Source organism: Pseudomonas sp. CH235, assembly GCF_004368175.1.
Taxonomy (GTDB): domain Bacteria; phylum Pseudomonadota; class Gammaproteobacteria; order Pseudomonadales; family Pseudomonadaceae; genus Aquipseudomonas; species Aquipseudomonas paraglycinae.
Genome location: NZ_RRZJ01000006.1, coordinates 53,296 through 80,145, shown reverse-complemented (window position 1 = coordinate 80,145; position 26,850 = coordinate 53,296). Strand labels below are relative to the sequence as shown.

18 protein-coding genes are annotated in these 26,850 nt (G+C 61.4%); 4 read left to right on the top strand and 14 right to left on the bottom strand.

Annotated features, from left to right (window positions below; genetic code table 11):
* The first annotated feature begins 93 nt into the window (after positions 1 to 93).
* On the top strand, positions 94 to 1,509 hold the full coding sequence (locus tag EIY71_RS08845; protein WP_007954255.1) for an acetyl-CoA carboxylase biotin carboxylase subunit: 1,416 nt from the start codon (positions 94 to 96) through the stop codon (positions 1,507 to 1,509).
* A gap of 11 nt (positions 1,510 to 1,520) precedes the next feature.
* Positions 1,521 to 3,329: a sodium-extruding oxaloacetate decarboxylase subunit alpha gene (gene oadA, locus EIY71_RS08840; RefSeq protein ID WP_011336637.1), complete on the top strand. Its 1,809-nt coding sequence runs from the start codon at positions 1,521 to 1,523 to the stop codon at positions 3,327 to 3,329.
* A gap of 104 nt (positions 3,330 to 3,433) precedes the next feature.
* Here oadA and EIY71_RS08835 read toward each other — a convergent pair whose 3' ends face one another.
* The 5 genes from EIY71_RS08835 to EIY71_RS08815 all read right to left on the bottom strand — a co-directional run bounded on the left by EIY71_RS08835 (position 3,434) and on the right by EIY71_RS08815 (position 10,044).
* On the bottom strand, positions 3,434 to 4,900 hold the full coding sequence (locus EIY71_RS08835) for an autotransporter domain-containing protein (protein WP_134021409.1): 1,467 nt from the start codon (positions 4,898 to 4,900) through the stop codon (positions 3,434 to 3,436).
* A 200-nt stretch (positions 4,901 to 5,100) separates the two neighbouring features.
* Complete coding sequence (locus tag EIY71_RS08830) at positions 5,101 to 8,058, bottom strand: autotransporter domain-containing protein (RefSeq protein ID WP_134021406.1); 2,958 nt, start codon at positions 8,056 to 8,058, stop codon at positions 5,101 to 5,103.
* 221 nt (positions 8,059 to 8,279) lie between these two features.
* Complete coding sequence (locus tag EIY71_RS08825; RefSeq protein WP_102688441.1) at positions 8,280 to 8,951, bottom strand: GNAT family N-acetyltransferase; 672 nt, start codon at positions 8,949 to 8,951, stop codon at positions 8,280 to 8,282.
* Between the two features lie 12 nt (positions 8,952 to 8,963).
* Positions 8,964 to 9,410 carry a GNAT family N-acetyltransferase gene (locus tag EIY71_RS08820; RefSeq protein ID WP_085747959.1) on the bottom strand — a complete coding sequence of 149 codons (447 nt, stop codon included), beginning with the start codon at positions 9,408 to 9,410 and terminating at the stop codon, positions 8,964 to 8,966.
* Between the two features lie 10 nt (positions 9,411 to 9,420).
* On the bottom strand, positions 9,421 to 10,044 hold the full coding sequence (locus tag EIY71_RS08815; RefSeq protein ID WP_134021403.1) for an FMN-binding negative transcriptional regulator: 624 nt from the start codon (positions 10,042 to 10,044) through the stop codon (positions 9,421 to 9,423).
* A 92-nt stretch (positions 10,045 to 10,136) separates the two neighbouring features.
* Here EIY71_RS08815 and EIY71_RS08810 point away from each other — a divergent pair, with 92 nt between their 5' ends.
* Entirely contained in the window at positions 10,137 to 11,690 is a 1,554-nt protein-coding gene (locus EIY71_RS08810) for a PLP-dependent aminotransferase family protein (RefSeq protein WP_134021400.1), read from the top strand.
* On the opposite strand, the gene EIY71_RS08805 is transcribed toward EIY71_RS08810, so the two are convergent.
* From EIY71_RS08805 to aspA, 7 genes are all read right to left on the bottom strand, one after another.
* Complete coding sequence (locus tag EIY71_RS08805; RefSeq protein WP_134021397.1) at positions 11,687 to 16,300, bottom strand: dermonecrotic toxin domain-containing protein; 4,614 nt, start codon at positions 16,298 to 16,300, stop codon at positions 11,687 to 11,689. The genes EIY71_RS08810 and EIY71_RS08805 overlap by 4 nt on opposite strands.
* 117 nt (positions 16,301 to 16,417) lie before the next feature.
* Positions 16,418 to 17,521, bottom strand: coding sequence for a polyamine ABC transporter substrate-binding protein (locus tag EIY71_RS08800; protein ID WP_129972441.1), 1,104 nt, complete (start codon positions 17,519 to 17,521; stop codon positions 16,418 to 16,420).
* A complete protein-coding gene (locus EIY71_RS08795; protein ID WP_134021394.1) occupies positions 17,518 to 18,543 on the bottom strand; it encodes a histone deacetylase family protein in 1,026 nt (341 codons plus the stop codon). The genes EIY71_RS08800 and EIY71_RS08795 overlap by 4 nt, the downstream gene beginning before the upstream one ends.
* Before the next feature lie 131 nt (positions 18,544 to 18,674).
* Entirely contained in the window at positions 18,675 to 19,673 is a 999-nt protein-coding gene (locus EIY71_RS08790) for an AraC family transcriptional regulator (protein ID WP_134021391.1), read from the bottom strand.
* Positions 19,674 to 19,761: 88 nt separating this feature from the next.
* A complete protein-coding gene (locus EIY71_RS08785; protein ID WP_134021388.1) occupies positions 19,762 to 20,766 on the bottom strand; it encodes an asparaginase in 1,005 nt (334 codons plus the stop codon).
* 99 nt (positions 20,767 to 20,865) lie between these two features.
* Positions 20,866 to 22,311: a sodium:alanine symporter family protein gene (locus tag EIY71_RS08780; RefSeq protein ID WP_085747953.1), complete on the bottom strand. Its 1,446-nt coding sequence runs from the start codon at positions 22,309 to 22,311 to the stop codon at positions 20,866 to 20,868.
* Positions 22,312 to 22,753: 442 nt separating this feature from the next.
* Positions 22,754 to 24,178, bottom strand: coding sequence for an aspartate ammonia-lyase (gene aspA / locus EIY71_RS08775; RefSeq protein WP_039765095.1), 1,425 nt, complete (start codon positions 24,176 to 24,178; stop codon positions 22,754 to 22,756).
* A 180-nt stretch (positions 24,179 to 24,358) separates the two neighbouring features.
* Between aspA and EIY71_RS08770 the strand changes: the two genes are divergently transcribed.
* Positions 24,359 to 25,270, top strand: coding sequence for a LysR substrate-binding domain-containing protein (locus EIY71_RS08770; RefSeq protein ID WP_085747952.1), 912 nt, complete (start codon positions 24,359 to 24,361; stop codon positions 25,268 to 25,270).
* Positions 25,271 to 25,327: 57 nt separating this feature from the next.
* Here the strand turns inward: EIY71_RS08770 and EIY71_RS08765 are convergent, their stop codons facing one another.
* Complete coding sequence (locus EIY71_RS08765; protein ID WP_085747951.1) at positions 25,328 to 25,915, bottom strand: hypothetical protein; 588 nt, start codon at positions 25,913 to 25,915, stop codon at positions 25,328 to 25,330.
* Positions 25,916 to 25,949: 34 nt separating this feature from the next.
* Positions 25,950 to 26,555: a reprolysin-like metallopeptidase gene (locus EIY71_RS08760; RefSeq protein ID WP_085747950.1), complete on the bottom strand. Its 606-nt coding sequence runs from the start codon at positions 26,553 to 26,555 to the stop codon at positions 25,950 to 25,952.
* Positions 26,556 to 26,850: the final 295 nt, after the last annotated feature.

Here is a 26,850-nt window from a genome sequence, read left to right as displayed (position 1 = left end):
CTAGTGTGGAGCCGAGACCAGATTGAAACATTTGGTCACGTGCCGACCTGGGTCTAGCAGGTCGTGGTGCCACCGGCTCAAGGGAACCTCCAAGTGATAACAAAGATCCTGATCGCCAACCGTGGTGAGATTGCCGTACGAATCGTGCGTGCCTGCGCCGAGATGGGCATCCGTTCGGTCGCGATCTATTCCGACGCCGACCGGCATGCCTTGCATGTGAAGCGTGCGGACGAGGCCCACAGCATTGGTGCCGAGCCGCTGGCCGGTTACCTGAACCCGCGCAAGCTGGTGAACCTGGCCGTGGAAACCGGCTGCGATGCGCTGCACCCCGGCTACGGTTTCCTCTCGGAAAACGCCGAGCTGGCAGACATCTGCGCCGAACGCGGAATCAAATTCATCGGCCCGTCGGCGGAAGTCATCCGCCGCATGGGCGACAAGACCGAAGCGCGCCGCAGCATGATCAAGGCCGGCGTACCGGTCACGCCGGGCACCGAAGGCAACGTTTCGGGCATCGAGGAAGCATTGAGCGAGGGCGACCGCATCGGTTACCCGGTGATGCTCAAGGCCACTTCCGGTGGTGGCGGTCGCGGTATCCGTCGCTGCAACAGCCGCGAAGAACTCGAACAGAATTTCCCCCGGGTCATTTCCGAAGCCACCAAGGCCTTCGGTTCGGCGGAAGTGTTCCTGGAAAAATGCATCGTCAATCCGAAGCACATCGAAGCGCAGATCCTCGGCGACAGCTTCGGCAACGTCGTGCATCTGTTCGAACGTGACTGCTCGATCCAGCGCCGCAACCAGAAGCTGATCGAAATCGCCCCGAGCCCGCAACTGACCCCGGAACAGCGCGCCTACATCGGCGACCTGTCGGTGCGTGCAGCCAAGGCCGTGGGCTACGAGAACGCCGGCACCGTGGAGTTCCTGCTCGCCGAGGGCGAGGTGTACTTCATGGAGATGAACACTCGGGTGCAGGTGGAACACACCATCACCGAAGAAATCACCGGGATCGACATCGTCCGCGAACAGATCCGCATCGCCTCCGGCCTGCCGCTGTCGGTGAAGCAGGAGGACATCCAGCACCGCGGTTTTGCCCTGCAATTCCGGATCAACGCCGAAGACCCGAAAAACAACTTCCTGCCGAGCTTCGGCAAGATCACGCGCTACTACGCCCCCGGCGGCCCTGGAGTGCGTACCGACACGGCGATCTACACCGGCTACACCATCCCGCCGTTCTACGACTCGATGTGCCTGAAATTAGTGGTGTGGGCGCTGACTTGGGAAGAGGCGATGGACCGTGGCCTGCGCGCCCTCGACGACATGCGTCTGCAAGGCGTGAAGACCACCGCCGCGTATTACCAGGAAATCCTGCGCAACCCGGAATTCCGTAGCGGCCAGTTCAATACCAGCTTCGTTGAAAGCCACCCTGAACTGACCAACTACTCGATCAAGCGCAAACCCGAAGAGCTGGCCCTGGCCATCGCCGCCGCCATCGCCGCCCACGCAGGCCTGTGAGGAATAGAACAATGACTAAAAAGATTTTCGTAACCGACACCATCCTGCGCGACGCTCACCAATCGCTGCTCGCCACCCGCATGCGCACCGAAGACATGCTGCCGATCTGCGACAAGCTCGACAAAGTCGGCTACTGGTCGCTGGAATGCTGGGGCGGCGCGACCTTCGACGCTTGCGTGCGTTTCCTGAAAGAAGACCCGTGGGAGCGTCTGCGCCAACTGCGCGCTGCGTTGCCCAACACCCGCCTGCAAATGCTCCTGCGCGGCCAGAACCTGCTGGGCTACCGCCACTACAGCGATGACGTGGTCAAAGCGTTCGTCGCCAAGGCCGCAGTCAACGGCATCGACGTGTTCCGCATCTTCGACGCGATGAACGACGTGCGTAACCTGCGCGTGGCGATCGAAGCGGTGAAGGCTGCCGGCAAACACGCCCAGGGCACCATCGCCTACACCACCAGCCCGGTGCATACCATCGACGCGTTCGTCGCCCAGGCCAAGCAAATGGAAGCCATGGGTTGCGACTCGGTGGCGATCAAGGACATGGCCGGTCTGCTGACCCCATACGCGACCGGTGAGCTGGTGCGTGCACTGAAAGCCGAGCAGTCGCTGCCAGTGTTTATCCACTCCCACGACACCGCCGGCCTGGCAGCCATGTGCCAGCTCAAGGCAATTGAAAACGGTGCCGACCACATCGACACCGCCATCTCCAGCTTCGCTTCGGGCACCAGCCACCCTGGCACCGAATCGATGGTCGCTGCACTCAAAGGCACCGAGTTCGATACCGGTCTGAACCTGGAGCTGTTGCAGGAAATCGGCCTGTACTTCTACGCCGTGCGCAAGAAGTACCACCAGTTTGAAAGCGAATTCACCGCCGTCGATACCCGTGTTCAAGTGAACCAGGTGCCGGGCGGGATGATTTCCAACCTGGCCAACCAGTTGAAAGAGCAGGGCGCTCTGAACCGCATGGGCGAAGTGCTGGCGGAGATTCCGCGCGTGCGTGAAGACCTTGGCTTCCCGCCGCTGGTGACCCCGACTTCGCAGATCGTCGGCACCCAGGCGTTCTTCAACGTGCTGGCCGGCGAGCGCTACAAGACCATTACCAACGAGGTGAAGCTCTACCTGCAAGGCGGCTACGGCAAGGCGCCGGGCACCGTGAACGAGAAGCTGCGTCGCCAGGCCATCGGCAGCGAAGAGGTGATCGACGTACGTCCGGCCGATCTGCTCAAGCCGGAAATGACCAAGCTGCGTGCCGATATCGGCGCACTGGCCAAGTCCGAAGAAGACGTGCTGACATTCGCCATGTTCCCGGACATCGGTCGCAAGTTCCTCGAAGAGCGTGCCGCCGGCACCCTCACTCCGGAAGTGCTGCTGCCGATCCCGGAAGCGGGCAAGGTGGCTTCGGCCGGCGGCGAAGGCGTACCGACCGAGTTCGTCATCGACGTGCATGGCGAAACCTACCGCGTGGACATCACCGGTGTCGGCGTCAAGGCTGAGGGCAAGCGTCACTTCTACCTGTCCATCGACGGCATGCCGGAAGAAGTGGTGTTCGAGCCGCTCAACGAATTCGTCGGCGGCGGCAGCAGCAAGCGCAAGCAGGCTTCGGCCCCGGGCCACGTCAGCACCACCATGCCGGGCAACATCGTCGATGTGCTGGTCAAGGAAGGCGACACCGTCAAGGCGGGCCAGGCTGTGCTGATCACCGAAGCGATGAAGATGGAGACCGAAGTCCAGGCGGCGATTGCCGGCAAGGTCACCGCCATTCATGTCGCCAAGGGCGACCGGGTGAACCCGGGCGAAATCCTGATCGAGATCGAAGGCTGAGATAACAGCATCGATACAACGCTTTAAACCTCGGGGGGGCATGTGCTCCCCTTTTTTTTGCTTTCAAAGTGCTGCCGCACCGTGCGGCAGCAACCCGTCCGGACTTAGAACGCCATTCGCCACTGCCCCGATACGCCGTGGTTTCGGCTGTCGCTACCGATCTCACCCGACAAGCCAACACCGAGTGTGTGGCTGGACGAGACGGCCAGATCCAGCCCGGTGTCGAGCGTCAGGCTGTTGCGATCCAGCTCCGCGCCGTAGACGGTGTAGTCATGGCCGCCGGTGACCAGACGTTGCCGGGTGCTGGTGTAGGTCTCGCCATAAACGTGTTTCCACCCCGCGCTGAGTCGTGGCGTGAGGCGCATGCCGTTATCCAGCGTGCTGACTTTCGCCATGCGCAGGCCGACGGTGGTGTTGAAGTTGCCTTGGGATTGAGCGTGAACCTTGAGCGCCGCCGCTCCGCCTTTCTCGGTGTAGCCGTCGCGCTGGTAGCGTTGGTAACCGAGGCTGGCAAATGGCTCGATGCTGACGTTGGCCCGACCCAGGTTGTGTCCCGACTCGATAAACGCTTGCTGGGTGCTGGCTTGGTAGTCGCCTTTGAGTCGGTCATGGAAACGGCCGAACGCGACTTTGCGGCGGGTACTGCCTTCATGGTTGCTCCAGGCTGCGCCTAACCGAAGTGACAGCGGGCCGGTCTGGCGCAAGGCGTAGGCGCCGAGGTGCCAACTGTCGAGATCGCCGTCCAGCTCCTTGCTGTCCATGCGCGTGCCAGAGGTGCCGCCCATCAAGCCCAGTCGCCATTCTTCGTCGAGCCGCCAGTCCGCACCGAGCAGCAGTCCTTTGGTGGAATGCTGCATGGGCTCCACATCGCGATCCAGTTTCCCGCTGTGGCCGAGGGCCTGCAGCCAGACCCTGCCACTCTCGGCGTTTCCGGCCGCGTGGCGCGGTGCGTTTGGCTGGTTTTCATGCAGGTTATCGAGCTGGTGCATGGCCGACAGCAGGCTGGCGCTGACCGGTGTGACGCTGCTCAAGGTGGCCTTGGCGAGGTTGGCGTTGCTGCCGCCGGCCAGTTGATCGTAGGCGAGGGCGGCCGTAGTTTCGTCGGCAGCGAGCAGGGCTTCGATGGCTGCGTTTCCCGGAGGTAGAGGGGAATCCGTTGACGGCGGCTGGTCTACCACTTGGGTTTGTTGAGATGCGGACGTTTCGGCCAGAACCGATTCCGGTAAGGGCGCTGGTTTTTCCAGGCTTTCTTTGAGTGCGCTGCCGCTTTGCGTCGTGGCGACCTTCTCGGAGGGAATGTCATCGGGTGCAGGAAGGGGTGCCGCTGGAATCTCAGTGCTGACCGGAAATGTTTCTGGCGTCGGAGCGATACTTTCTGCAAGCAGTGGCTCTGGAGCGAGACTGGGCGGAGCAGGTTTTTCTTTCTTCTTGCGCGCAGGCTTGGGTTTCACTTCGTCCATGACGGGCGCATCGGGCTCCGACTGCTCCGCCAGAGAAAATTCCACGCAACCGACTGCCAGCGCAACCGCCAGCACAAGATGTTGAAGCTTGTATTTGCATTGAATGGGCATTCAGTTCGTCTCATGTGAAATGAGGCCAAACTGTAAAAGTCGATGCCGGTCCACCGATGCCGGGCAATTCCGAGTCGGATGCAGGTGATGGCGTCTGCTTTTGTAGCCCGGGCGCTGGCAGGTAATGAACCCGCCATGATTACCCGATCGACCAGACGCCTTTACCTACAACTCCCGCTGAAATCCGGATTGGCGAAATCTCAAAAACTCATCTGCCACTGCCCGATCAACCCGTGATTACGGCTGTTGCTACCAATCTCGCCGCTGTATCCCAGCCCCAGCGTATGCCGCGCGGAAATGCCAAGATCCAGCCCTGCTTCGAGTACGAGGCTGTCGCGATCCAGCGAGCTGCCATCGACGCTGAACGCCGTGCCACCGACCACAAATGCCTGACGGGTCGAGCTGCTGACATCGCCGTAGGTGTGCTTCCAGCCGGCGGCCATCCGCGGGGTCAGGCTCATGCCATTGTCCAGCGAGCTGAGGTGCGCCAAGCGCAGGCCGAAGGTGCTGCTGAAGTTGTCCTGGGTCTGACTGTCGACCTGCAAGGCCGCGGCGCCACCCTTTTCCTGATAGCGGTCGCGGTGATAGCGCTGGTAGCCGAGGCTGGCGAACGGTTCGGCGCTGAGTCGGCCGCTGCCCATGGCGTAGCCGAGTTCGGCGAACGCTTGCTGGCTGTCGGCGTCGTAATCACCCTTGGGGCGATCGCTGAAACCATTGAACGCGATGGTGCGTTTGCTTTCGCCCTGATGACCGCTGTACGCCGCGCCCAAGCGCAAGGCGATCGGACCGTTTTGATGCAGCGCATAAACGCCGGCGTGCCAGCTCTCGACATTGCCGTCGAAGCCGGTGGCGTCCAGGTCAGTCTTCGAATAGCCGCCGAGCACGCCCAGACGCCATTGTGGATTCAGTGACCAGTCGGCACCGAGCACGCTGCCCTTGGTGCGTTGTTCCAGACCGCTGCTGCCGTGTTCGCCATCTAGCTTGCCGTAGCCGCCAATGGCCTGCAGCCAGAGCCGGCCCCGGGCGTTCGGATCGTTCAGGTTTCGTGCTTCGGACGGTACGCCGTTGGCGGCGAGGATCGGCGTATCACGCTGATCGAGGCCGACCATCAAGCCTGGGCTGCCGCCCATTTGCTGCATCGCCGAGAGCATGCTGCTGCCGACCTGGCTGCTGGCGCCGAGGGTGGCGCTGGTCAGATTGGCGTTGCTGGCGCCGGCCAGTTGCTCGATGGCTGCGCCCGCGCTGGATTGCGTGGTGTTGAGCAGGGCGTTGTACAGCGCATTGTTCTTGCCGATCGAGGCCAGGCTGTTGGCGGCATTGCTGCCGTTGCCGGTGGCGGCGAATTCATTGAACGCCACGTCATTGCGGGTGTAAGTCAGGTCGACCTGCGTTGGCGTGTAAGCGAGGGTCGGCGTGAGGAACGCGTAGTCGCTGGTGACCGCGCCGAACGTGCCGTTGACCCGCGCTGCCTGCAGCACTGTGTAATGGCTCTGCCACGGATAAGTGCCGCTGCCGGGATTGACCGCCAGCGTTGCGCCGTTGAGGTTGGCCGTGCCGCCGACCTGGACCGGCGCGCTGCTGCCATCGGCATTGACGCCATAAGCGAGGGTGGATGCGCTGCCCATGTTCAAGTCGTGCACGATGGCCGCGGTGCCGAGGCGGGTGTCGGTGCGCAACGTGCCATTGACGTTGAGGTTGCCTACCGAACCGCCACCCGCATACACACCACCGACGTCCACGGTCAGGTTGCCGGCGATACCGCCCTGGTTGATCAGCGTGGCGCCGTTGCGCACGGCACCACCGTCGCTGAAGTCGCCGCTGCCGGTGAGCGTCCAGGCACCTTGTTTGACTTCCAGCCATTCAAGGTTGCGGCTCGCACCGAAGCTGCCGCCCGCCGCATCGTCCATCACCACGCGGTCATAACCGCTGCCGCCATCGACCACGCCGACAAAGCGGCTGCCGTTGCGCAGGGTCAGGCTGTCATTGCCGCCGCCCAGATCCAGCGCCAGCCCGTTGCTGCCGCTGATGGTGCCGCCGTTGATCACGTTGTCGGCGAACTCACCGACGAACTTCACGCCGAAACCGTCGAGACCCTGGATGGTGCCGTAGTTCTCCAGCGTGGTGGCCGCCAGTCCTGAACCGCCGCTGCCGTCGTCCACCAGAATCGCGCTGTTGGCGCCGCTGATCAGCGCGTCCTTGGCGTTAAGAATGTACCCGCCGCCGAGCGCAATGCCTTCGCTGCCATTGGCGAAACCACCCTTGTCCACACCACCGGCGCCGACGCCCTGAATGGTGCCGTAGTTTTCGATGTGGGCAATCTTGTCGATGTCCACGCCGTCGCCGTCGCCATTGGCTTGCAACCCGGAATAGGCGCCAGTGATGGTGCCGTGGTTGATCACCGTGCCGTCGCCATCGGAACCGAAACCGGAGCCGTTGCGCCCGGTGATTTGCCCGTAGTTGACCAGCGTCGCTCCCAGGTCGGTGGTGATGCCATGGCGCCCGCCCGAAATCACGCCGTAGTTGGTCACGCTGACACCGGTCGCGGTGTCGATATCGATGCCGTCGAACTTCTGGTCGGCGTTGTGCGAGTCACCGGTGGAGATCTCGCCGTAGTTGCTGATGGTCGCGTTGGCGCCGGTTTTCATGCCGTCGCTGGCGTCGCCACGAATCAGCCCGCCCGCGCGGTTGATGATCGTGGTTTTGACCCCGTCGCTGCGCAACGCATCCAGATCCAGGCCTTGGCCTGTGGTCGAGCGAATGGTGCCGCTGTTGTCGATCAGCAGGCTGCCGCTGACGAAGTTGCTGTCGATGCGAATCGCGTCGTTGGAGCCGAGAATCTGCCCGCCGCTGCGGTTATAGATGGCGTAGTTTCGCGCCTGGGTCAGGTCGCCGCTGCTGTCGATGGCACGGCCACCGGAGGAGATGATCTTGCCGGCGTTGTCGATGATCACACCGGCCCCGCTGGTCTTGTCCTTCAGGCTCACTGCCTTGCCACTGTTGGTGATGCTGCCCGGCGCCGAAATGGTCAGCGTATCGCTGCCGCCCAGTGTCTGCGCTGCAGTGGTGGCGGTGTCGATCTGCACGGTCTTGCCGTGGGCGGCGCTGGTTGCGATCAACAGGGCAATGGCAAACGACAGGCGCAGGGGCGGCAAGGGCATGGGGCGGGCGTCCTTTTTGTTATAAGCGGGGCGTCCTGTATAGCGGAGGGTTTTTACAGAATGATGTACGGACTATGTGCATTCTTTTGCAGTTCAGGCCTCAGATTTGGACGTTCATCTGCAATTCATTGCAGATCCGACGGTGGCGAAGAGTCGAAATCGCAGCCTTGGACATCGCTTGAACGAGATGACACAGGCTGCGCTCTTTTACGTTCACTGGTTCAACCGCGGCACTCAACCAACCCCTTCACCTGCCCATCCGCCGTCTGATTCTCATCGCTCAACCAGCGCTCGAACCCCGCCGCAATCGCCGGCCATTCCGAGTCCAGAATCGAGTACCACGCGGTGTCGCGGTTCTGGCCTTTCACAACCATGTGCTGGCGAAACACACCTTCGAAGCTGAAGCCCAAACGCTCGGCCGCGTATTTGGAACGGGCGTTGCCGTTGTTGCATTTCCATTCGAGGCGGCGGTAGCCGAGGGCGAAGGATTCTTTGGCCAGCAGGTAGACCGCCTCGGTGCTTTTCGGCGAGCGCTGCATCGGGGCGCCGAAGGTGACGTGGCCGATTTCGATGCGGCCCTGTGCCGGGACGATCGACATCAGGCTGAGGATGCCTTGCACCTGGCCGCTGGCGCGGTCGATGACGCTGAAAAAATACGGGTCGCTGTGGGCGGCGTGGTTGTTCAGCCAGTCATTGAAGGCGCTGCGTTCCGGGAACGGGCCGTAGGGCAAGTAATCCCAGAGTTTCGGGTCGGCGCCGGGGCCTTGCAGGGCGTTGAACAGGTCGTCGCCGTGGCGTGCCGGGTCGAGTTTTTCCAGGCGGATGAAGCGGCCTTCGATCAGGGTGGTGGAGGGTGGCGGCACGCCTTTCCAGTCAGCGAGAGAAATCGTCATGCGCGTGGCTCCTTAAATGGCTTTGCGAAACTGGATGAAACCCGGGCGCTCGGCGATGCGCTCGTAGAGCTGGATCGCCGTGGCGTTGGTTTCGTGGGTCAGCCAGTGCACCTTGCAGCAACCGTCGGCCTTGGCCGTGGCGTACACGTGTTCGATCAGCAGGCGACCGACGCCGGTGCCACGGGTTTGCGGCTCCACCAGCAGGTCTTGCAGGTAGCAGGAGTTTTCGATGCTCCAGTTCGAACGATGGTAGATGAAATGCACCATGCCCACCGCTTTGCCATCGGCCCAGGCGAGGGCGGCGTGGGTCGGTTCGTTCGGGTCGAGAAAACGCTGCCAGGTGCTCTGGCTGACGGCGTCCGGCAATTCAGTGTTGTAGAAGCGCAGGTAGGCCTGCCACAGCGGCAGCCAGGCCGCGTGATCGACGGCGCTGACCGGACGGATGTCGATCTGACTCATGGTGATTTCCTTAACGCATCAAGTGAGCGAGGGTTTGATCGTTGATGTCGGAGCTGGCAGCCAGGCCTTCGCGCACGCCGGCGATGTCTTCGGCGCTGCGGTTCTGGCTGAGCTTGCGCTTGCCTTCGAGGCGATCGATCGGAATGGCGAACCCGACGATGGCCTTGAGCATGCCGTCGATGTAATCGGCCGGGGCATCGTCAACCGACCAGGGCTGGGCGCGGCCGGCCTCATGGCGGTTGGTGAGGGTGCTGACGATGTCCAGCAGGCGACCACCGTCGCTGAAGGTTTCGGCGTGACCGTAGGCGTGCACGGCAACGTAGTTCCAGGTCGGCACGACTTTGCCGTGCTCGGCCTTGCTCGGGTAAAAACCCGGGCTGACGTAGGCATCGGCACCGGGAAAAATCAGCATCGCTTCGGCGCCGTCGCGCAGGTCTTTCCACTGCGGATTGGCCTTGGCCAGATGCCCGTACAGCGTACCGTTCGGACCTTGTTCGCGATGCAGCAGCACCGGCACGTGGCTGGCCTGCAAGCCTTGTTCGCCATGGGTCACCAGAATGGCGAGGCGGGTGGCGAGGATCAGTTCGTGCAGTTGGGACAGGTCGTCGATGGCAAAGGCGCGGGGCGTGTACATGGAGAAAATTTCCTTGGCGAATGGCTGCATCGTAGGCAGGCTATTGGTCTGTTGTAAGAGCCATTGATGACCAATTTCATAGGTCCATTGTCATGCCCGATTCGACCACGCTGTCACTGCCGTTCAACCCTGCCGGTATCGAGCTCGACCGCCGCAAAGGGCTGAGCCGTCAGCTCTATCAGGCCTTGCGCCTGCGGGTGCTCGACGGACGTCTGGCCAGCGGCACGCGCCTGCCGGCCAGCCGCGATCTGGCAGCGGCGCTGGGGATTTCCCGCAACAGCGTGGTGCGCGCCTACGATCAGCTGTATGCCGAAGGTTTCATTGAAGGCCGGGTCGGGGACGGCACTTATGTGGCGCAGTTACCGCAATCGGTGGCGCCCGCGAAAAAATTATCCACAAAAGTATCCACAGGGTTTTCAACAGGCTTACCCACAACCTTATCCACAATTTCGGTCAATTCCACTGGGGATTTATCCAGCAAAGTTATCCACAGTGGTGCATTGCAGCGGCTTGAGCAGAACCATTTACCGACGCCACCGAGCGGTCCGCCGCGAGCATTCCGGGTCGGTGTTCCGGCGTTTGATCTGTTTCCGTTCGACGTCTGGGCCAAGCTGAACGCGGCGTTCTGGCGCAAACCCGATTTGCAGCAACTGTGCTACGGCGACCCGGCGGGCGATGCGCGCCTGCGCGGTCTGATCGCCGCTTATTTGCGCAGTTCGCGCGGCATGCAGTGCTCGGCTGAGCAAATTGTGATCACCAGTGGCGCGCAACAGGGAATCAGCCTTTGTGCACAGTTGCTGGTGGAGCCGGGCGCCGGCGTAGGCATCGAGAATCCCGGCTATCGCGCAGCGGGTCATGCGTTCGCACTGGCCGGTGGTCGATTGCACGGTATTGCCGTGGACGAAGAGGGCATCGACTGCGCGGCACTGGCGGCCGCCGAAGATTGCCGGGTGGCGTATGTCACGCCGTCTCATCAATACCCGACCGGGGTGGTGATGAGCCTGGCGCGACGCCTGGAACTGCTAGCCTGGGCCGAGCGCACCGGCGGCTGGATCGTCGAGGACGACTACGATGGCGAGTATCGCTACACCGGCGCACCCTTGGCCCCGCTGGCTGCGCTCGACCGCCAGGGTCGCGTGTTGTACGTCGGCACTTTCGGCAAGGTCGCGTTCCCGGCGTTGCGCCTGGGTTATCTGGTGTTGCCGCCGGGGCTGGTGGAAGCCTTTGCGCAGCGGCGCGCGGTGGATGTCCGGCATTCGGAAGTCAGCACTCAAGCGGTGATGGCCGAATTCATGGCAGCCGGGCATTTCCAACGGCACATCCGGCGGATGCGTCGGGCAGCACTGAGTCGACGTAACGCCCTCATCAACGGTTGGCCACACGGATTGGCGGGTGTTGGCGATCTGCCGGCGGTGTCGGCCGGACTGCATCTCACTGTGGCGGTCGACAGCGTGGCCCGCGAACAACAATTGATCGAGCAGGCCGCCAGCGTGGAAGTGGAAGTCCACGGCCTGAGCAAGTATTGGCTGCCGGACTCGACGACACCGCTCGATCAGCGTGCCGGTCTGGTGCTGGGTTTTGCAGCGGTGCCGGAGCCGGCGATCAAGTCGGCTCTGGCCCGTCTGCGTGAAGTCTGGCGCCCTTAAGCGTCTTTCGGTTGAGCCTGCGGCTGCGATTTCAGGAACAGATCGCGTACCTGCGGATCGACGATGCGCCGTAGTGCATTGTCGACGGCATCGAAGGTGCTGAGTGCCTGCCGCGTTTTGTCATCGAGCGTCTGCAGATAGGCATCGGCCGGTTTCAGGTGGGCGGTGGTGTACAGCTCATCTGCATCCCCGAGCTGGTCGTAGTGGAAGTGCGCCACCCACAGCGGCTTGTCAGCGTTGTTCCTGTCGAGAATCCGATACTCCTGAAAGTAGTCCCCGCGATAACGGGTACGAATGCGCCCGCGAGGGTCTTTGCTGACCTTGACCTGCCCGTTGTCGTGCATCCAGTGGAAATAGGTTTCCCGAGGTTTGCGGTGTTTAAGCATGGTCGCATAGACCGCTATGCCTTCGGCCTGTGTGCGGATGGCACCCGCGCGCAGGTTCGGGATGAGGGAGGTGACGGGCCACGGATCCTTCCTGGCGTTTTTTCTTCGGGTGATAGCGCTTTCGACGTCATTGGCCGCTTGCTTGAGCCGCTCGACTTGCTGTTCGAACATGTCGCGGATGTCGGCGGGAATGCGCCCTGGTCGCTTGGCATCCTCGCGGGTCTTCCTGTTGAATCGGTCGATGTCCGCTTCAAGCTGGATGGCCGATGAAAGAAGGTCCTCGTCATCTTTGGGCATCTTCGGGTCAGGTCGTCGAGTGGACAGTTTGACGAACGGGACCTCTGCGCTGGAGTCGCCGTCCGGGGCAGTGGAAGCCTGCTCGTCCACCTCTGGGCGGGGGCGGCTCTTGGAGACCTTCACTTTGGACTGCGATGTGGAGGGCTGCGCTCTGGACTTGACGGGTGCCGGTCGTTCCTCAGGTTCAGGCAGTTCCGTGGTCAGTCGATTGCGAGCCAGCAGGTGGAACTCGCCGATCAGCTCGCGAACCCTGTCGAGTCTGTCCTGGACGAACTGGCCGGGATGGTCGGCAGGCAGCTGTTCGACGCGTTCACCGAGGCTGGCGAAGAGGTCGTTCCATTGCGACAGGCGTTCAAGACGCGCTGGCTGTCCGTCTGCGGTCACCGCTGTTTTGCTCAACAGGATCAGCTCATGGCTGGCGTCGGCGGCAGCGGCCGTAATGATCCCGATGGCAACACGGGCGGCATTCATGGCGGCCCCCGGTTGATCCACGACACAGCGTTCGTAGGACATGCCGATTTCATTGGCCTTGAGATCGAGCGGGCTGAAGTCCGGCAGCAGCAATTCCAGTCGTGTGGCCACTTCTCTGGCCTTGGCCGAGTGGCTGTTCAAGACGTGCAGCGAACGATCCAGGGTCTGCAGGGTGGCAATCATTTCGTCGCTCATCGCGGTGGCGACGGTGGCTATTTCGATCTGCTTGTTTCGCGATATCGCTGTCTGGTTGATTGCGCTGTCAACGAATATTTGCGTGGTCTTGGCATAAGTCCGCATCTTCACTCGCAGCCACGAGCCAAAACAGCGGTGCTGACCCAGAGTAAGGCTCATCAGTTTGGCCTGGTGTACCGAGCCGCCGCCCCCTGCCTCGCGCCAGATCTCGAGTTGGTCCAGGGCCTTGGTGTAGTCATTGCCCAGCTTCGTGGCGCGGTCCAGATAAATGGACGCGGAGTGCTCGAATCCGGCTTCGCTGATATCCCGTGGAAGGGCGACCAGTGCTCGCAGCAGCAGTGTTTTCGCTTCGGTTTCGCCTGCTTCAAATTGTTCCAGCTCAGTCCACGCTGCATCCATGATCTGTTTTTTGGATCGACGGAATGCCTCGATCCGGCTTTTCGGCATGCCGCCGCGCAAGCGCAGTTTCGGGTCCCAGTGCCATTGTCCGGCCGTCTCGTCGTATTTCAGGGCCATGCCGATACGCTGTGGGTCGGCCGGGTCAACGATGTGAACCGGCTCGCCTGGCCGGGCGATCACTTCAAACCAGCGCGTGCCGACCTGGACACACGTCTTGCCGTCGAGGGTGTAGAGGTGAGTGACCGACGAGGCTCGTTTGCCGCTCAAGTCAGGTGCGGCGATCCTGAAACGGTCGAGCATCGCGATGAAGCGTGCGCTGGTGCCAGGTCGCAACAGCGTCCCCTGTTCGAGTTGAGTGAAATGATCGGCAGGGACTTCGCCGGTGACAACCAGCGGATCGAGGACGACCGATGGCGCGACCGCTGGCGCAGGTTGCGGCGTTCTCGCGGGCGCCACGCTCTCCGGCGTTCCTTGCTCGAACTCGTACGATTTACTCCGGCGCGGCGACCAGGAGCGGTTGCGTCGTACCACGGCGTGCTGAGTCATGATGATGCCGAGGGTGAGCAGAACATCGGCGGTGGATTGCCAGGCCACCAGATTGTCGTCGCGTTCATGGGCATCAATCGCCTGCTGGATCTGCGTGATGGTCTGCCAGACCCAGACAGCGGTGCCGGCTGCGCCGCTCATGAAATTTGCGGCGACACTGAAAATGGCCCAGCCGCTGTCCGCCAGAAGTGCCCAGCGACGCTCACGGTTGGACTGTGACTGACGGTTCGCAAGCTCGACCAGTGCCTGACTGTTCGCCGTGTACAGCGCAGCGAGGATGTCGCCGTCGAGCGGCGCATTTTCCAGTTCGATCGGGCCGGTCAGGTCCAGATGCATGAACGGTTCCGTGGCCAGTTGAGTGACGATCCACGGCGAGGGTAGACCCACCGGGAAGGCGTATTGCGAGTACTCGAAACTCAGGGCCGCGCTGCCCATCCAGGCGAGTACCGAATTGCGCAGTTCGCCCGCCTGATACAGCGCATACATCAGGTTCTGCAACGAAGCGAACTGCATCAATGGGGTGTCCAGCAGCGGTCGGTACAAAAGACAGGGACCGTGTGCGTGATCTCGCGGACAAATGATGAACATGTTGGCGACCACGTCCGAGCGCCGGCTCAAGCGGCGGCGCGGGACGAACGCCAGAGGCCGGATGGTCACCGGATGTTCGGCCGCCGGCAGTTTGCGGTTGATGGCATCCATCAACTGGCAGACATAGTTATAGCCACGCTCATCGATTGCACCCTGGCGTCTGAGTTTGCACTCCAGCGCGAGCATCGGCAGAAGCGTCGGCAGCTGGCGCAGATAGCGAGTCCGGTGCGCGGTCGAACGGATCGGATCATCGATCAGCGCGCGTTTGATCAGTTGCGGATAGTGACCACCGATGTCGACCTTTTCCGCGACGGCGGTCAGAAAATCCACCGTCAACCAGTCAGGTACGGCTCGGCCATCGTCGAAGGCGATCGTGGCCTGGTAGGGCGTGGCGTTTTGCAGGGCAAATTCACCCAGGGTTTCGTGTACCTGATCAAATGGATTGGGCAGCGTGAAGCCGCCGGTTTCGAGGCTGTTCGTCACCGTGATTCGCAGCTGTTCCAGAGGCAGGTCGGCGGCGCCTTCAGCGCTTTCGTCGGCAATGATCGCTTCACGCATCCGGCGTTCGGCGTAGGGTTTGATCAGGGGAATGTCGTCTTCCCTGAACGCGCCATTCCCGGCTTCGTTGCGCAACGTGCCGAGCTCGGCAACGTAGCGACTGTAGTCCTGCAGGTCATGCGCCGATCCATCGAGTAACCAGTCGGGAATGGCCTCTTCCAGCTGGTCGAGTCGAGCCCGCTCAAGTGGGCTGAACCGACTGCGGCGCTGCTGCCCGGAGCCGGCGTGGGCACTGATCGACCGGCTGGCGGGATCCAGTGCCTCGATCGCGCCGAGCTGGTTGCTGATCTGCGCCTGGGCGACGGCATCGAAGATGTTTCCTTCGGGCTCGATCAGGCGCCATTTCAAGGAGCGATCGGACAGCCGGGGATCGAGTCGCTGCGGCAATGTTTCTCCCAGCGCGGTCAGCGAGTCGAATGATTCATAGCCATCGGCAACGGTGTACATCAGGATCCGGTTTCGTTTTTTGACGGTGGCGGTCAGCACGAGAGCGCCGGCGACAAGCAGGTGTGTGCTGTCCTCACCGTCGACGAGTTCGATGTCCATCAGGCAGGCTTTCAGTCCGACGAAATCGTTGGCTGCGGGCGAGCGCTCACTCCGGTCCGGATGCTGCGCGACAAATCGTGCGAATGCGCACTCGTCGGCGTCCCAGCCGCTGGCGGACTGCACATTTGCCGCCGAGCACAACTGATCGGACAGCTCTTGCCAGCGTGGCTGGCCATTGGCGGACTCGTTCCAGTAATCGAGCTGGCGCTGCTGATATTCGAGGAACAGAAAAGGTGCAAGGTCGTTCATCAGCGCAGTGATGTCGTCCATGCTCACCGGCAGAAGCGTGGGAGGGACTGCATTGGGTGTTCGGGTCAGGAAGTGCTCGCCTTCGATGTAATCGGCTGTGGTCTTGTGCAGGCAGTGCTGGATGAAGGCATGGGTCAGCGACTCGAAGGCGAAGACCCTGGCGGTGCTCTGTGAAGTGTCGGTCTCGCGCAGAGGTGTCGCGAGCATGCAGTGATCCGGATCGATGTGTTGGTCGGGATAGCTTTTGTTCAGTCCTTCGCGCAACAACGTCGAGGCGACTTGATGCAGCGAGTAGCCCTGGCCGGTCAGTTCGACCAGCCGGCTCTGTTTCAGCAAAGGAGGGGAAACGTCTGGGGCGGCGGCAGGTTCAGTCATGTTCATGTCCACGGGGAAAAATCGGACACTAAAATCCTGGCCGCGCTGCGATGCGGTACATAGATCTTGCAGGCAAAAAAAGACCCGCGGCTGCGGGTCTGGTTGGGTCGCAGCGCTTCAGGTGCCGGACTTGATCTTGGTCCAGGCCCGGGTGCGCGCCCGTTCCGCATCACGCGGCAACGGTTGCAGGGTGTAGAGCGTGTTCATCGCCGCATCGGTCGGGTACAGATTCGGGTTGTTGCGAATCGCCGGGTCGACAAGTTCGGTGGCGTCCTTGTTCGGGTTCGGATAACCGACAAAATCGCTGACCGGCGCAATCACCTGAGGTTGCAGCAGGTAGTTGATGAAGGTGTAGGCATCCTGCGGATTCTTCGCACCTTTCGGGATGGCAAGCATGTCGAACCAGATCGGCGCGCCTTCTTTCGGCAGACGCATGTCCACCACCACGCCATTCTTCGCTTCCTTGGCGCGGTTGGCCGCTTGCGAGAAGCTGCCCGAATAGCCGACGGCAACGCAGATGTCGCCGTTGGCGATGTCGGCCATGTACTTGGACGAGTGGAAGTAGGTCACGTACGGGCGAATCTTCATCAACAGCGCTTCAGCCTTGGCGTAGTCCGCCGGGTTCTTGCTGTTGGGATCCAGACCGAGGTGTTGCAGGGCCAGCGGCAGAATCTCCGATGGCGAGTCGAGCAGGGCCACGCCGCACTGCTTGAGCTTGCTGATGTTCTCTTCCTTGAAGATCAGGTCCCAGCTGTCCACCGGCGCGTTGTTACCCAACGCGGCCTTGACCTTGGCCGGGTTGAAGCCGATCAGGATAGTGCCGTACATATACGGCACGGCGAACTGGTTGCCAGGGTCGTTGGCCTCGATCAGCTTCATCAGTTTCGGGTCGAGGTGGTTCCAGTTCGGCAACTGGCTGCGATCCAGCGGCTGGAACACCCCGGCCTCGATCTGCTTGGCGAGGAACACGTTGGACGGCACTACCACGTCATAACCGGAGTTGCCGGTCAGCAGCTTGGCCTCCAGCGCTTCGTTGGTGTCGAAGATGTCGTAGACCAGTTTGGTCTGGCTGTTCTGCGCCTTGAAATCTTCCAGTGCCTTGGGAGTGATGTAGTCGAACCAGTTGTAGACGCGCAGGGTACGTTCTTCCGCATGAGCGCCGCCGCTGCTCAGCAGCGCCGCGCACAACGCCGGCGCGATGAAGTGCTTGAGTCTGCTCATTGTTCGAAACCTTCAAGCACGTTCACCGCGTTGATGCCGATTTCTTCCACCGCGTAGCCACCTTCCATGACGAACAGGGTCGGTTTGCCGAGGGCCGCGATGCGTTTGCCCATCGCCAGGTAATCCGGACTGTCGAGCTTGAACTGCGAGATCGGATCGTCCTTGAAGGTGTCCACACCCAGCGACACGACGATGATGTCGGCGCCGTAGTTGTCGATCTCCTGGCAGGCCTGATCCAGTGCCGCGCTCCAGACGTCCCAGCCGGAACCGGCCGGCAGCGGATAGTTGAAGTTGAAGCCTTCACCGGCGCCTTCGCCGCGTTCGTCTTCGTAGCCGAGGAAGAACGGGAATTCCGCTTCCGGATGGCCGTGGATCGAAGTGAACAGCACTTCACTGCGCTCGTAGAAAATCGATTGGGTGCCGTTGCCGTGGTGGTAGTCGACGTCGAGGATTGCGACCTTCTTGTGGCCCTGATCGAGGAACGCTTGCGCGGCGATGGCGGCATTGTTGAGGTAGCAATAACCGCCCATCAAATCACCGGCAGCGTGGTGTCCCGGTGGACGGCACAGGGCGAAGGCACCACGGGCGCCACGCTGGATTTCCGCTTGTGCGGTCAGTGCCACTTGCGCCGCGCTGTACGCCGCTTGCCAGGTGCCGGCGGTGATCGGTGCGCCGCCGTCGAAGCTGTAATAGCCGAGCTGGCCGTGCAGGCTGGTCGGTTTGACCTGACGCAAGGTGCGCGCCGGCCAAGTGTAGGGCAGCAAGTCACCGTCGGTGTTGAATTCGGTCCAGCGCGCCCAGGCGCCTTTGAAGAAGTCGAGGTAGTCGCGGCTGTGAATGCGCTCGATCGGCCCGAGGCCGAAATCCTTCGGCGCCTCGACCGGGCCGAGGTTTTGATTTTTCACCCGTTGCAGCACGTGGTCGGCGCGCGACGGCATCTCGAAGCAAGGCTTGAGTTGCCCGTCGATCAATTCGCAGCGGCCATGGTGCAGGTGGTGATCGTCAGAGTAGATCGTCAGCATTGTTGTTCTCCGCAGGGGCTGATTCGGTTGATCACAGTGTTGCGGCGTGGGTCGAATCGGAGAACGGCCAGAAAGGCCAAAAGGGGATCGATGTGGCCAAAAATACTGACCTGATATCGCCCCTCGACGGTTTAACCGTGTGGTCGGAACTGACTGGGTGCCACACCGCTCCAGCGCACGAAGGCATGGCGGAAGCTTGCGGTCTCGCTGAAGCCGAGGGTTTCGGCGATGCGATAAATCGGCAACTGATCCTCGCAAAGCATCTGCTTGGCCCGCTCGAAACGCAGTTCGTCGAGCAGTTCCTGATAGCTGCAGCCCATGTCCTTCAGATGTCGGCGCAAGGTGCGCGGCGAGCAGTTCATCTGCTGCGCCAGACCTTCCAGCCCCGGTGCGGCATTGAGTTGCGCACTGAGCAACTGGCGGATCCGCCCCAGCCACGCCTGGCGGCCGGTGAACTCGGTGTTCTGTTTGCGGCAACGCTCGGCCATGGCCTGGTGGGTGATGATGTCGGCCAGCGGCAGCGGCTGGTCGAGCCAGCGCCGGTCGAAGGCGAAGGCGTTGTCCTTGGCGCCGAAGTGCAGGGGCGCCTTGAAGTGTTCGGCGTAGCTGTCGCGGTAATCCGGCGCGGCGTGTTCGAAGCGCGCGGCCAGCAATGGCAGCGGATGGCCGAGCAAGTCATCGCAGATGACTTTCAGCGACACCAGACAGAACTCGGCGTTGAACACCGCCATCGCCGGGCTCTCGCGATAATCGGCGGCGACAAACCAGACGCGCTCGCCGTCATCTTCCAGGCTCAGCTCGAAAAGTGTTCCCAGCAGCGCCGGATAACGGATCGCCAGGCGCAAAGCGTCACCGAAGGTGGCACAGGTCAGCAGCGCGTAACCGAGGATGCCGTAGCAGGAAACATGCATGCGCCGGCCCAGCTCCAGACCGATGTCGTGTTTGAGCGCGACCGCGTTGGCGCAGACCTGCATCTCCTGATTGGTGGTGATGCGGGTGTCGGCCCGGCTCAGATCCGCCGCGCTGATGCCGCTGCCGGCCAGCAGCGCTTCGCTGGACAGGCCCTGATCCCTGAAGGTGTTGAGCACCAGGGAGACGGCGTTGAGGGTGGTGAGGTGGGAGTGGAGCATCGCGAACTTCCAGCCTTGGGATGCTGGAAACGGCAGCAAGTTGCATGCCGGGCTGTGGGAGCAGAGGTGCTCCCACAGCTTGTTGCGATCAGATGAGCTCGCCGCACAAGTCGAGTTCGACCAGTCGCCGCACTTCAGCTCTCTCAAGACCCGCACCAAGCAATCCGTTCAACTTGCCGAACGCCGCCTCACGGGTCATGCCGCCACCGGACAGCACGCCAACGCCACGCAAGCGGCTGCCCGCTTCGTAGACATCCAGCTCAACACCGCCTTCATGGCACTGCGTGACCGCAACCACGACTACGCCGTTGTCCCGCGCCCGACCAAGGCTGGCGAGGAATTGCGGGTTGTCGCTTGGCCCGGTGCCGCTGCCGTAGCACTCCAGCACCAGACCCTGAATGCCGCTGTCGAGCAGGCCGTCGATGATCTCGGCGCCGATGCCCGGGAACAGCGGCAATACCGCCACCTTGGCCAGTTGCTTGGGCTGGTTGTAGTTCAGCGCTGCCGGCAGGGACGTGGCCTTCAAGCCGCCGCCCTGACGCTCCAGGCGTTTGAACGGATGACGGCCGAAGCTGCGCACTTTCGCGCAACGGGTCGGCGCCAGCAGTTCGCCGTGGAAATACAGATGCACGCCCGGCGCCAGGCCGTGGCCGAGGGCGACCAGTGCGCCGCTGAGGTTTTCCCAGGCGTCGCTGTCGGTGACGCCGGCCGGCAGCATCGAACCGGTGAAGCACACGCGGGCATGCAGGCCGAGCAACTGGAAGCTCATGGCGGCGGCGCTGTAGGCCAGGGTGTCGGTGCCGTGCAGGATCAGCACGCTGTCGCAACCTTGCACATCGACGGCATCGACGACGGCTTCACGCAGTTGCTGCCAGTAGGCCGGGGTCATGTTGGCGCTGTCGATCAGCGGCGACATCTCGCGAAAGCGCCACTGCGGTACGACCAGCTCAGGCTGGCTGTGCAGGTAGTCGCGCATCCGCGCTTCGAAACCGGACGCCGGGGCCAGGCCATTGGCGCTGGCCTGCATGCCGATGGTGCCGCCGGTGTACAGCACCATGACGTGCTGGGCGGCAGGGTAGGTCGAGGAATTCATGGGGAGTTCTCCTGAACGAGGACAGCATGCGGTCGAGCATGACGCCGACCGCCGCCTGTGTCACGCCGGGCGCAAGACCTGCGCCCGGTTTTTACCCGATCAGCGTTGCGCTGCAGGGATGCCTTGCGGCTGAGCGTCGGCCTGGGTGTCGGCCGACGGATTGGCAGGCCAGGCCTTCAGGTCCAGATCCAGGTCGCTGAACTTGCTGGAGTCGAACACCGGCTGGTCGACGCCGGCGCGACGCTGCGCATCGTAGTCGCGCATCACGCGCATGCCGACCTTGAACAGCATGGCCAGGGCCACCAGGTTGACGAAGGCCAGGCAGGTCATGGTGATGTCGGCGAAGGCGAACACGGTCGACAGATCCTGCATCGAACCCCAGACCACCAGCGCCAGCACCAGGCCGCGGAACGTCATCAGCGCCGCGCGGTTGCGGGTGAGGAACTGCAGGCTGTTTTCGCCCAGGTAGTAGTTGTAGAGGATGCAAGTGAAGACGAACAGCGACAGCGCGACGCTGACGAACATGCGGCCCCAGTCACCCACCACGGCGGCCAGCGAGTTCTGGGTCAGGACGATGCCGTCACCTTCGAAGCCCGGGGTGTAGAAGCCCGACAGCAGGATCAGCAGCGCGGTGCAGGTGCAGATCACGAAGGTGTCGAGGAACACGCTGAACGCCTGAACCACGCCTTGAGCGCCAGGATGCTTCACGGCGGCCACGGCGGCGACGTTCGGCGCACTGCCCAGGCCCGCTTCGTTGGCGAACACGCCACGTTTCACGCCCATCACGATTGCGCTGCCGAGCAGGCCGCCGAAGGCCGGGTCGAGACCGAAGGCGCTCTTGAAGATGGTTTCCAGCATGGCTGGTACGTGTTCGATCTGGGTGCCGATCACGTACAGGGTCACGCCGATGTAGGCCAGGGTCTTGATCGGTACCAGCAGGTCGGACACCGAAGCGATGCGCTTGATGCCACCGATGAAGGTAATGGCCAGCAGCACTGCCAGGACGATACCGGTGTGTTGCGGATCAAAGGCAAAGGCGTTTTGCAGCGAGTGGGTCACGGTGTAGGACTGCAGGCCGATGAAGGCGAATCCGTAAGTGACCAGCAGCAGAATCGAGAACACCACCGCCATGCCTTTGAGTTTCAGGCCGTGCTGGATGTAGTAAGCCGGACCGCCACGGTACAGGCCATCGCCATCGGCGCGCTTGTAGACCTGGGCCAGCGTACATTCGAAGAAGCTGCTGGACATGCCGACCAGAGCGGTCACCCACATCCAGAACACCGCACCCGGACCACCGAGAGTCACGGCGATGCCGACACCGGCGATGTTGCCTGCACCGACGCGGCCGGCGAGGCTGAGCATCAGGGCCTGGAACGAGCTGAGTTGCCCGGCGCTGCCTTTGAGGCTGTCGCGGAACACCGCGAACATGTGGAAGAAGTGGCGCAATTGAACGAAACGCGAGCGAATCGTGAAGTAGCTACCGAGCCCGACAATGAGCACGATCAGTACTTTCCCTGAGAGGAAGTCGTTGATGACTTCGAGCATGGATTTTTCCTCGCTGTTTATTGTGTAAGCAAATGCTGGATGGTCGGAAACATCGCGTTACACCGGTGTGCGTGCGGCACAACGGGCGAGGCGAGGGTTTCGTCCCGGATCCATATCGCGGGTTTGTTATTAGTTCGGGTTTCGCATGGGTTATGGCCTCGTTACCGACGACCGCTCACGCGAAGAGGGGCGGCACTATACCGATCAGTGCGGCGCCCGTCTGCACGGTTGTGGTGCAAGCGACGAAACGAAGCTTTGAAACACCCGACGTTACCGGCGTCGGGCTTGTCTGGGAGCCGGTTTGCAGCCAGCTTCCATACATACGGTTCTCAGGTTCAAACAGTTAAAAAAAAGGGCTCGGGGAATGCTCCCCAAGCCCTCAAAAGGTGAGAGGTGTCTAGTCCCTCGACCTGGTGAGCGGTGCTACAAGTAACGCGTCGAATCAGGCCTTCAGAGGCACCAGACGCGGAGCAATCATGTTTTCCGGGCGCAGGATGTCGGCGAGCATGGCTTCGTCGAGCAGACCTTCTTCGCGCACCAGTTCCAGCACGCCGCGGCCGCTTTCAAGGGCGATACGGGCGATGCGGGTGGCGTTTTTGTAGCCGATGTACGGGTTCAGTGCGGTGACCAGACCGATCGAGTGTTCGACCAGTTCACGGCAGCGCGCTTCGTTGGCGGTGATGCCGACGATGCAGTGCTCGCGCAGCATGTCCATGGCGCGTTGCAGCAGGCGGATCGAGTCGAGGATCTTGAAGGCGATCAGCGGCTCCATCACGTTCAGTTGCAGTTGGCCGCCTTCGGCTGCCATGGTCAGCGCCAGATCGTTACCGATGACCTGGAAAGCAACCTGGTTCACGGCTTCCGGGATAACCGGGTTGACCTTGCCTGGCATGATCGAGCTGCCTGGCTGACGCGCCGGCAGGTTGATTTCGTTGATGCCGGTGCGCGGGCCGCTGGACAGCAGGCGCAGGTCGTTGCAGATCTTCGACAGCTTGACCGCGGTGCGCTTGAGCATGCCGGAGAACAGCACGAAGGCGCCCATGTCGGAAGTGGCTTCGATCAGGTCGGCGGCTGGAACCAGCGGTTGACCGCTGATCAGCGCCAGACGCTGTACGGCCAGGGCCTGGTAGCGCGGGTCGGCGTTGATGCCGGTGCCGATCGCGGTGCCGCCCAGGTTCACTTCGGTCAGCAGTTCCGGGGCCAGCGTCTTCAGACGGGCCAAGTCTTCGCCCATGGTGGTGGCGAAAGCACGGAATTCCTGACCCAGGGTCATCGGTACGGCGTCTTGCAGCTGGGTACGACCCATCTTCAGGACGTGGTTGAATTCTTCACCCTTGGCCGCGAACGCCTGAATCAGGCTGTCGAGGCTGGCCAGCAGCGCGTCGTGACCCAGCAGCAGACCCAGACGGATCGCGGTCGGGTAGGCGTCGTTGGTCGACTGCGCCATGTTCACGTCGTCGTTCGGGTGCAGGTACTGGTACTCGCCTTTCTGGTGACCCATCGCTTCAAGAGCAATGTTGGCGATCACTTCGTTGGCGTTCATGTTGGTGGAGGTACCGGCGCCACCTTGAATCATGTCGACCACGAACTCTTCGTGGAAATCGCCGCGGATCAGACGGGCACAGGCTTCGCTGATGGCAGCGTGCTTGGCTTCGCTCAGGTGACCCAGCTCGCGGTTGGCGTCAGCGGCAGCCTGTTTGACCATCGCCAGACCGACAACCAACTTCGGGTAGTGCGAAATCGGAACGCCCGAGAGGCGGAAGTTATTCACCGCTCGCAGGGTCTGGATGCCGTAATACGCTTGAGCAGGGACTTCGAGGGTGCCAAGCAGGTCGTTTTCTGTGCGGAATGATGCAGCGGAGGACATGATAGAAATCATCTCGATATGGACCCGGTCTGTGCCGGAACGCTGCGAATGCTAGGCTTGTGGGAATTTTTGGGCCAATGCTGTTAAACACTGCCCTATGCACATTCGGCATAATGCCCGTGTGACGCCGCGTGCGCGGCAGACGTGTGACCTGTTTTGGTGCGTGTCCGGGAGGACGTGATGAATCTGGAAAGCAAATGGCTCGAGGACTTCAGTGCTCTGGCTGCCACCCGCAGCTTCTCGCAGGCGGCCGAACGGCGCTTCGTGACCCAGCCGGCTTTCAGTCGGCGGATCCGCAGCCTGGAAGCGGCGCTGGGCCTGACGCTGGTCAACCGCTCGCGCACGCCAATCGAGCTGACGGCGGCGGGGCAACTGTTCCTGGTGACCGCGCGCACCGTGGTCGAACAGCTCGGTGAAGTGCTGCGCCATCTTCATCATCTGGAAGGCGGGCAGGGCGAAGTGATCCAGGTCGCGGCGGCGCACTCGCTGGCGCTGGGTTTCTTTCCGCGCTGGATCGCGCAATTGCGCAACGAAGGCCTGAACATCGCTACCCGGCTGGTGGCGACCAACGTTGGCGACGCGGTGCACGCGCTGCGTGAAGGTGGCTGCGATCTGATGCTGGCGTTCTACGACCCGGACGCGGCGATGCAGATGGACCCGGAGATCTTCCCGTCGCTGCACCTGGGCCAGACCGAAATGCTTCCGGTATGTGCGGCGGATGCCAATGGCAAGCCGCTGTTCGATCTGGAAGGCGAGGGCAGTGTGCCGTTACTGGCGTACAGCGCCGGGGCGTTTCTCGGACGCTCCGTGAACGGCTTGCTGCGTCAGCGTCAGCTGCGCTTCACCACGATCTATGAAACCGCCATGGCCGACAGCCTGAAAAGCATGGCGCTGGAAGGCCTCGGCATTGCCTGGGTACCGCAGCTGAGCGTGCGGGCCGAGCTGGCGCGGGGCGAACTGGTGGTCTGCGGCGGCGCGCAGTGGCATGTGCCGCTGGAGATTCGTCTGTACAGATGCGCGCTGGTGCGCAAGGCCAATGTGCGGTTGTTGTGGCGCAAGTTGGAGGGCGGCGCGGCGAGTGGCAATAGCTGAGTGATGGAAGCAGAGGCGAACTTTGTTTTCGCCTCTGCCGAGTCTCCAGGCGAACGGTCAGCCTTTGCTGGCCAAATGGTTTTGTATGTTTTCCCGGTTTTTCTGGCTGAAACTGTAACAAATGGATCTGAGTGGATGGGGTTGTGGGGTCATGTACGTTTCACACCACCAGCCGTTGTATTGAATTTCCGAATCTTCATGTCGGGCGCCCAGCAAGTGACCGACTTCATGACCCACAGTGATCCGGCTGCCGAGAGAAGAGATTGCAAAGTTTCCGGTATTGAGTGGAGGCCATAGCAGTGCAGCCCCCCCAGTCCTCTCATTCAGGTTTTCTTTAGTCAGCAGAACGACCTGATCCAGCGGGCCAGTCTCGAAGCCTTCGGCCTTGGCCAGCTCCAGGTATTGGCGGCCCAGTATTTCCCAACTTTTCAAGGTCCGTAGCGGGTCATCACCTTTGTAGTTGAACTGGCTGTAGGGGGCGCCCCTGCCAAAGACAACATTGAATTTTCGATCGATAAAGCTTTCCAGCTCTTTTACAAAAGGCTGGAAGTGCTCGGCGTAAATACTCGTGGTTGTCGTCGCCGGAATATCGTCGTGAACGACGGCGAAGATATTGATGTCTCGTTTCTTGTTAACAATGGTCATCTGTAATTCCTTTTTAAGTTCGGCATGCCTTGCCTCAGTCCCAGTCTTCCTCGGGACGCAGGGTCGATTGCACTGGGCCTGTTACAACTTTTGTGCTCAGGTACTTACGAATGTTTTCTCGATTTTTATCACTGAAACGGTCGGCGTTGCTTCGCAGTGGAGAGAACTCATCACTCGACATGACCGTTTCGCTCCACCATCCGTTGTAGAGAATTTCGGCGTCTTCATGTGTTGCACCGAACATGTGCCCTACTTCGTGAGCGGCCGTGCTGACTTTTTCTGTCGAGGCGATACCCACGTAACCCGGGAGTTCGGCAATTCCCCGTGTACGGCTGTTTATAGAGTTGCGCGTCAGTAACAGGAACTTGATCAAGCGCAGGTCAAGATTAGTGTTTCGATACTTGTCGACCTTGGTTTTCCAAGCGCTCAGTGAGGCACGTTCGTTCAAGTTTTGATACGGATGACTGCTCAGGCCCCTTGCTTCTGATGGTTCGATCAGTCGAATCAGCATTTTGCGGCCGGTAATGCTCTCGATCTCCGCTGCAAGCCAGGAGAAGTGCCTTTTGTATAGATCTTCCTTAGTGTAATCCGACAGGTCTTCGTGGATGAAAACTTGTAGTGCTATTGGTTCCTTTAGCATGTTTAAATCCTTTTAATGTTTGAGTTATTGCGGGTTTTAGCAATGCGCCCAGCTTGCGATGTATTGCAAGAGGTATAACGGTAGTGGGTATTTCTGGTTGATATTGATATTGCCGGTTGTGGTGATTGGTTGCGTCAGTAAGTTGTGGGTGATTGTTTATATACCATGCGCGATGAGTTATGACGCTCAGGAGTGTTTTGAATTTTATTACATGGATGCCGCAGTGAGTTAAGTGCGTTCCCGATATAACTTGATCGCTATGTATTTCGTTTGAACGGCAGAGGCGCTGTTCTTG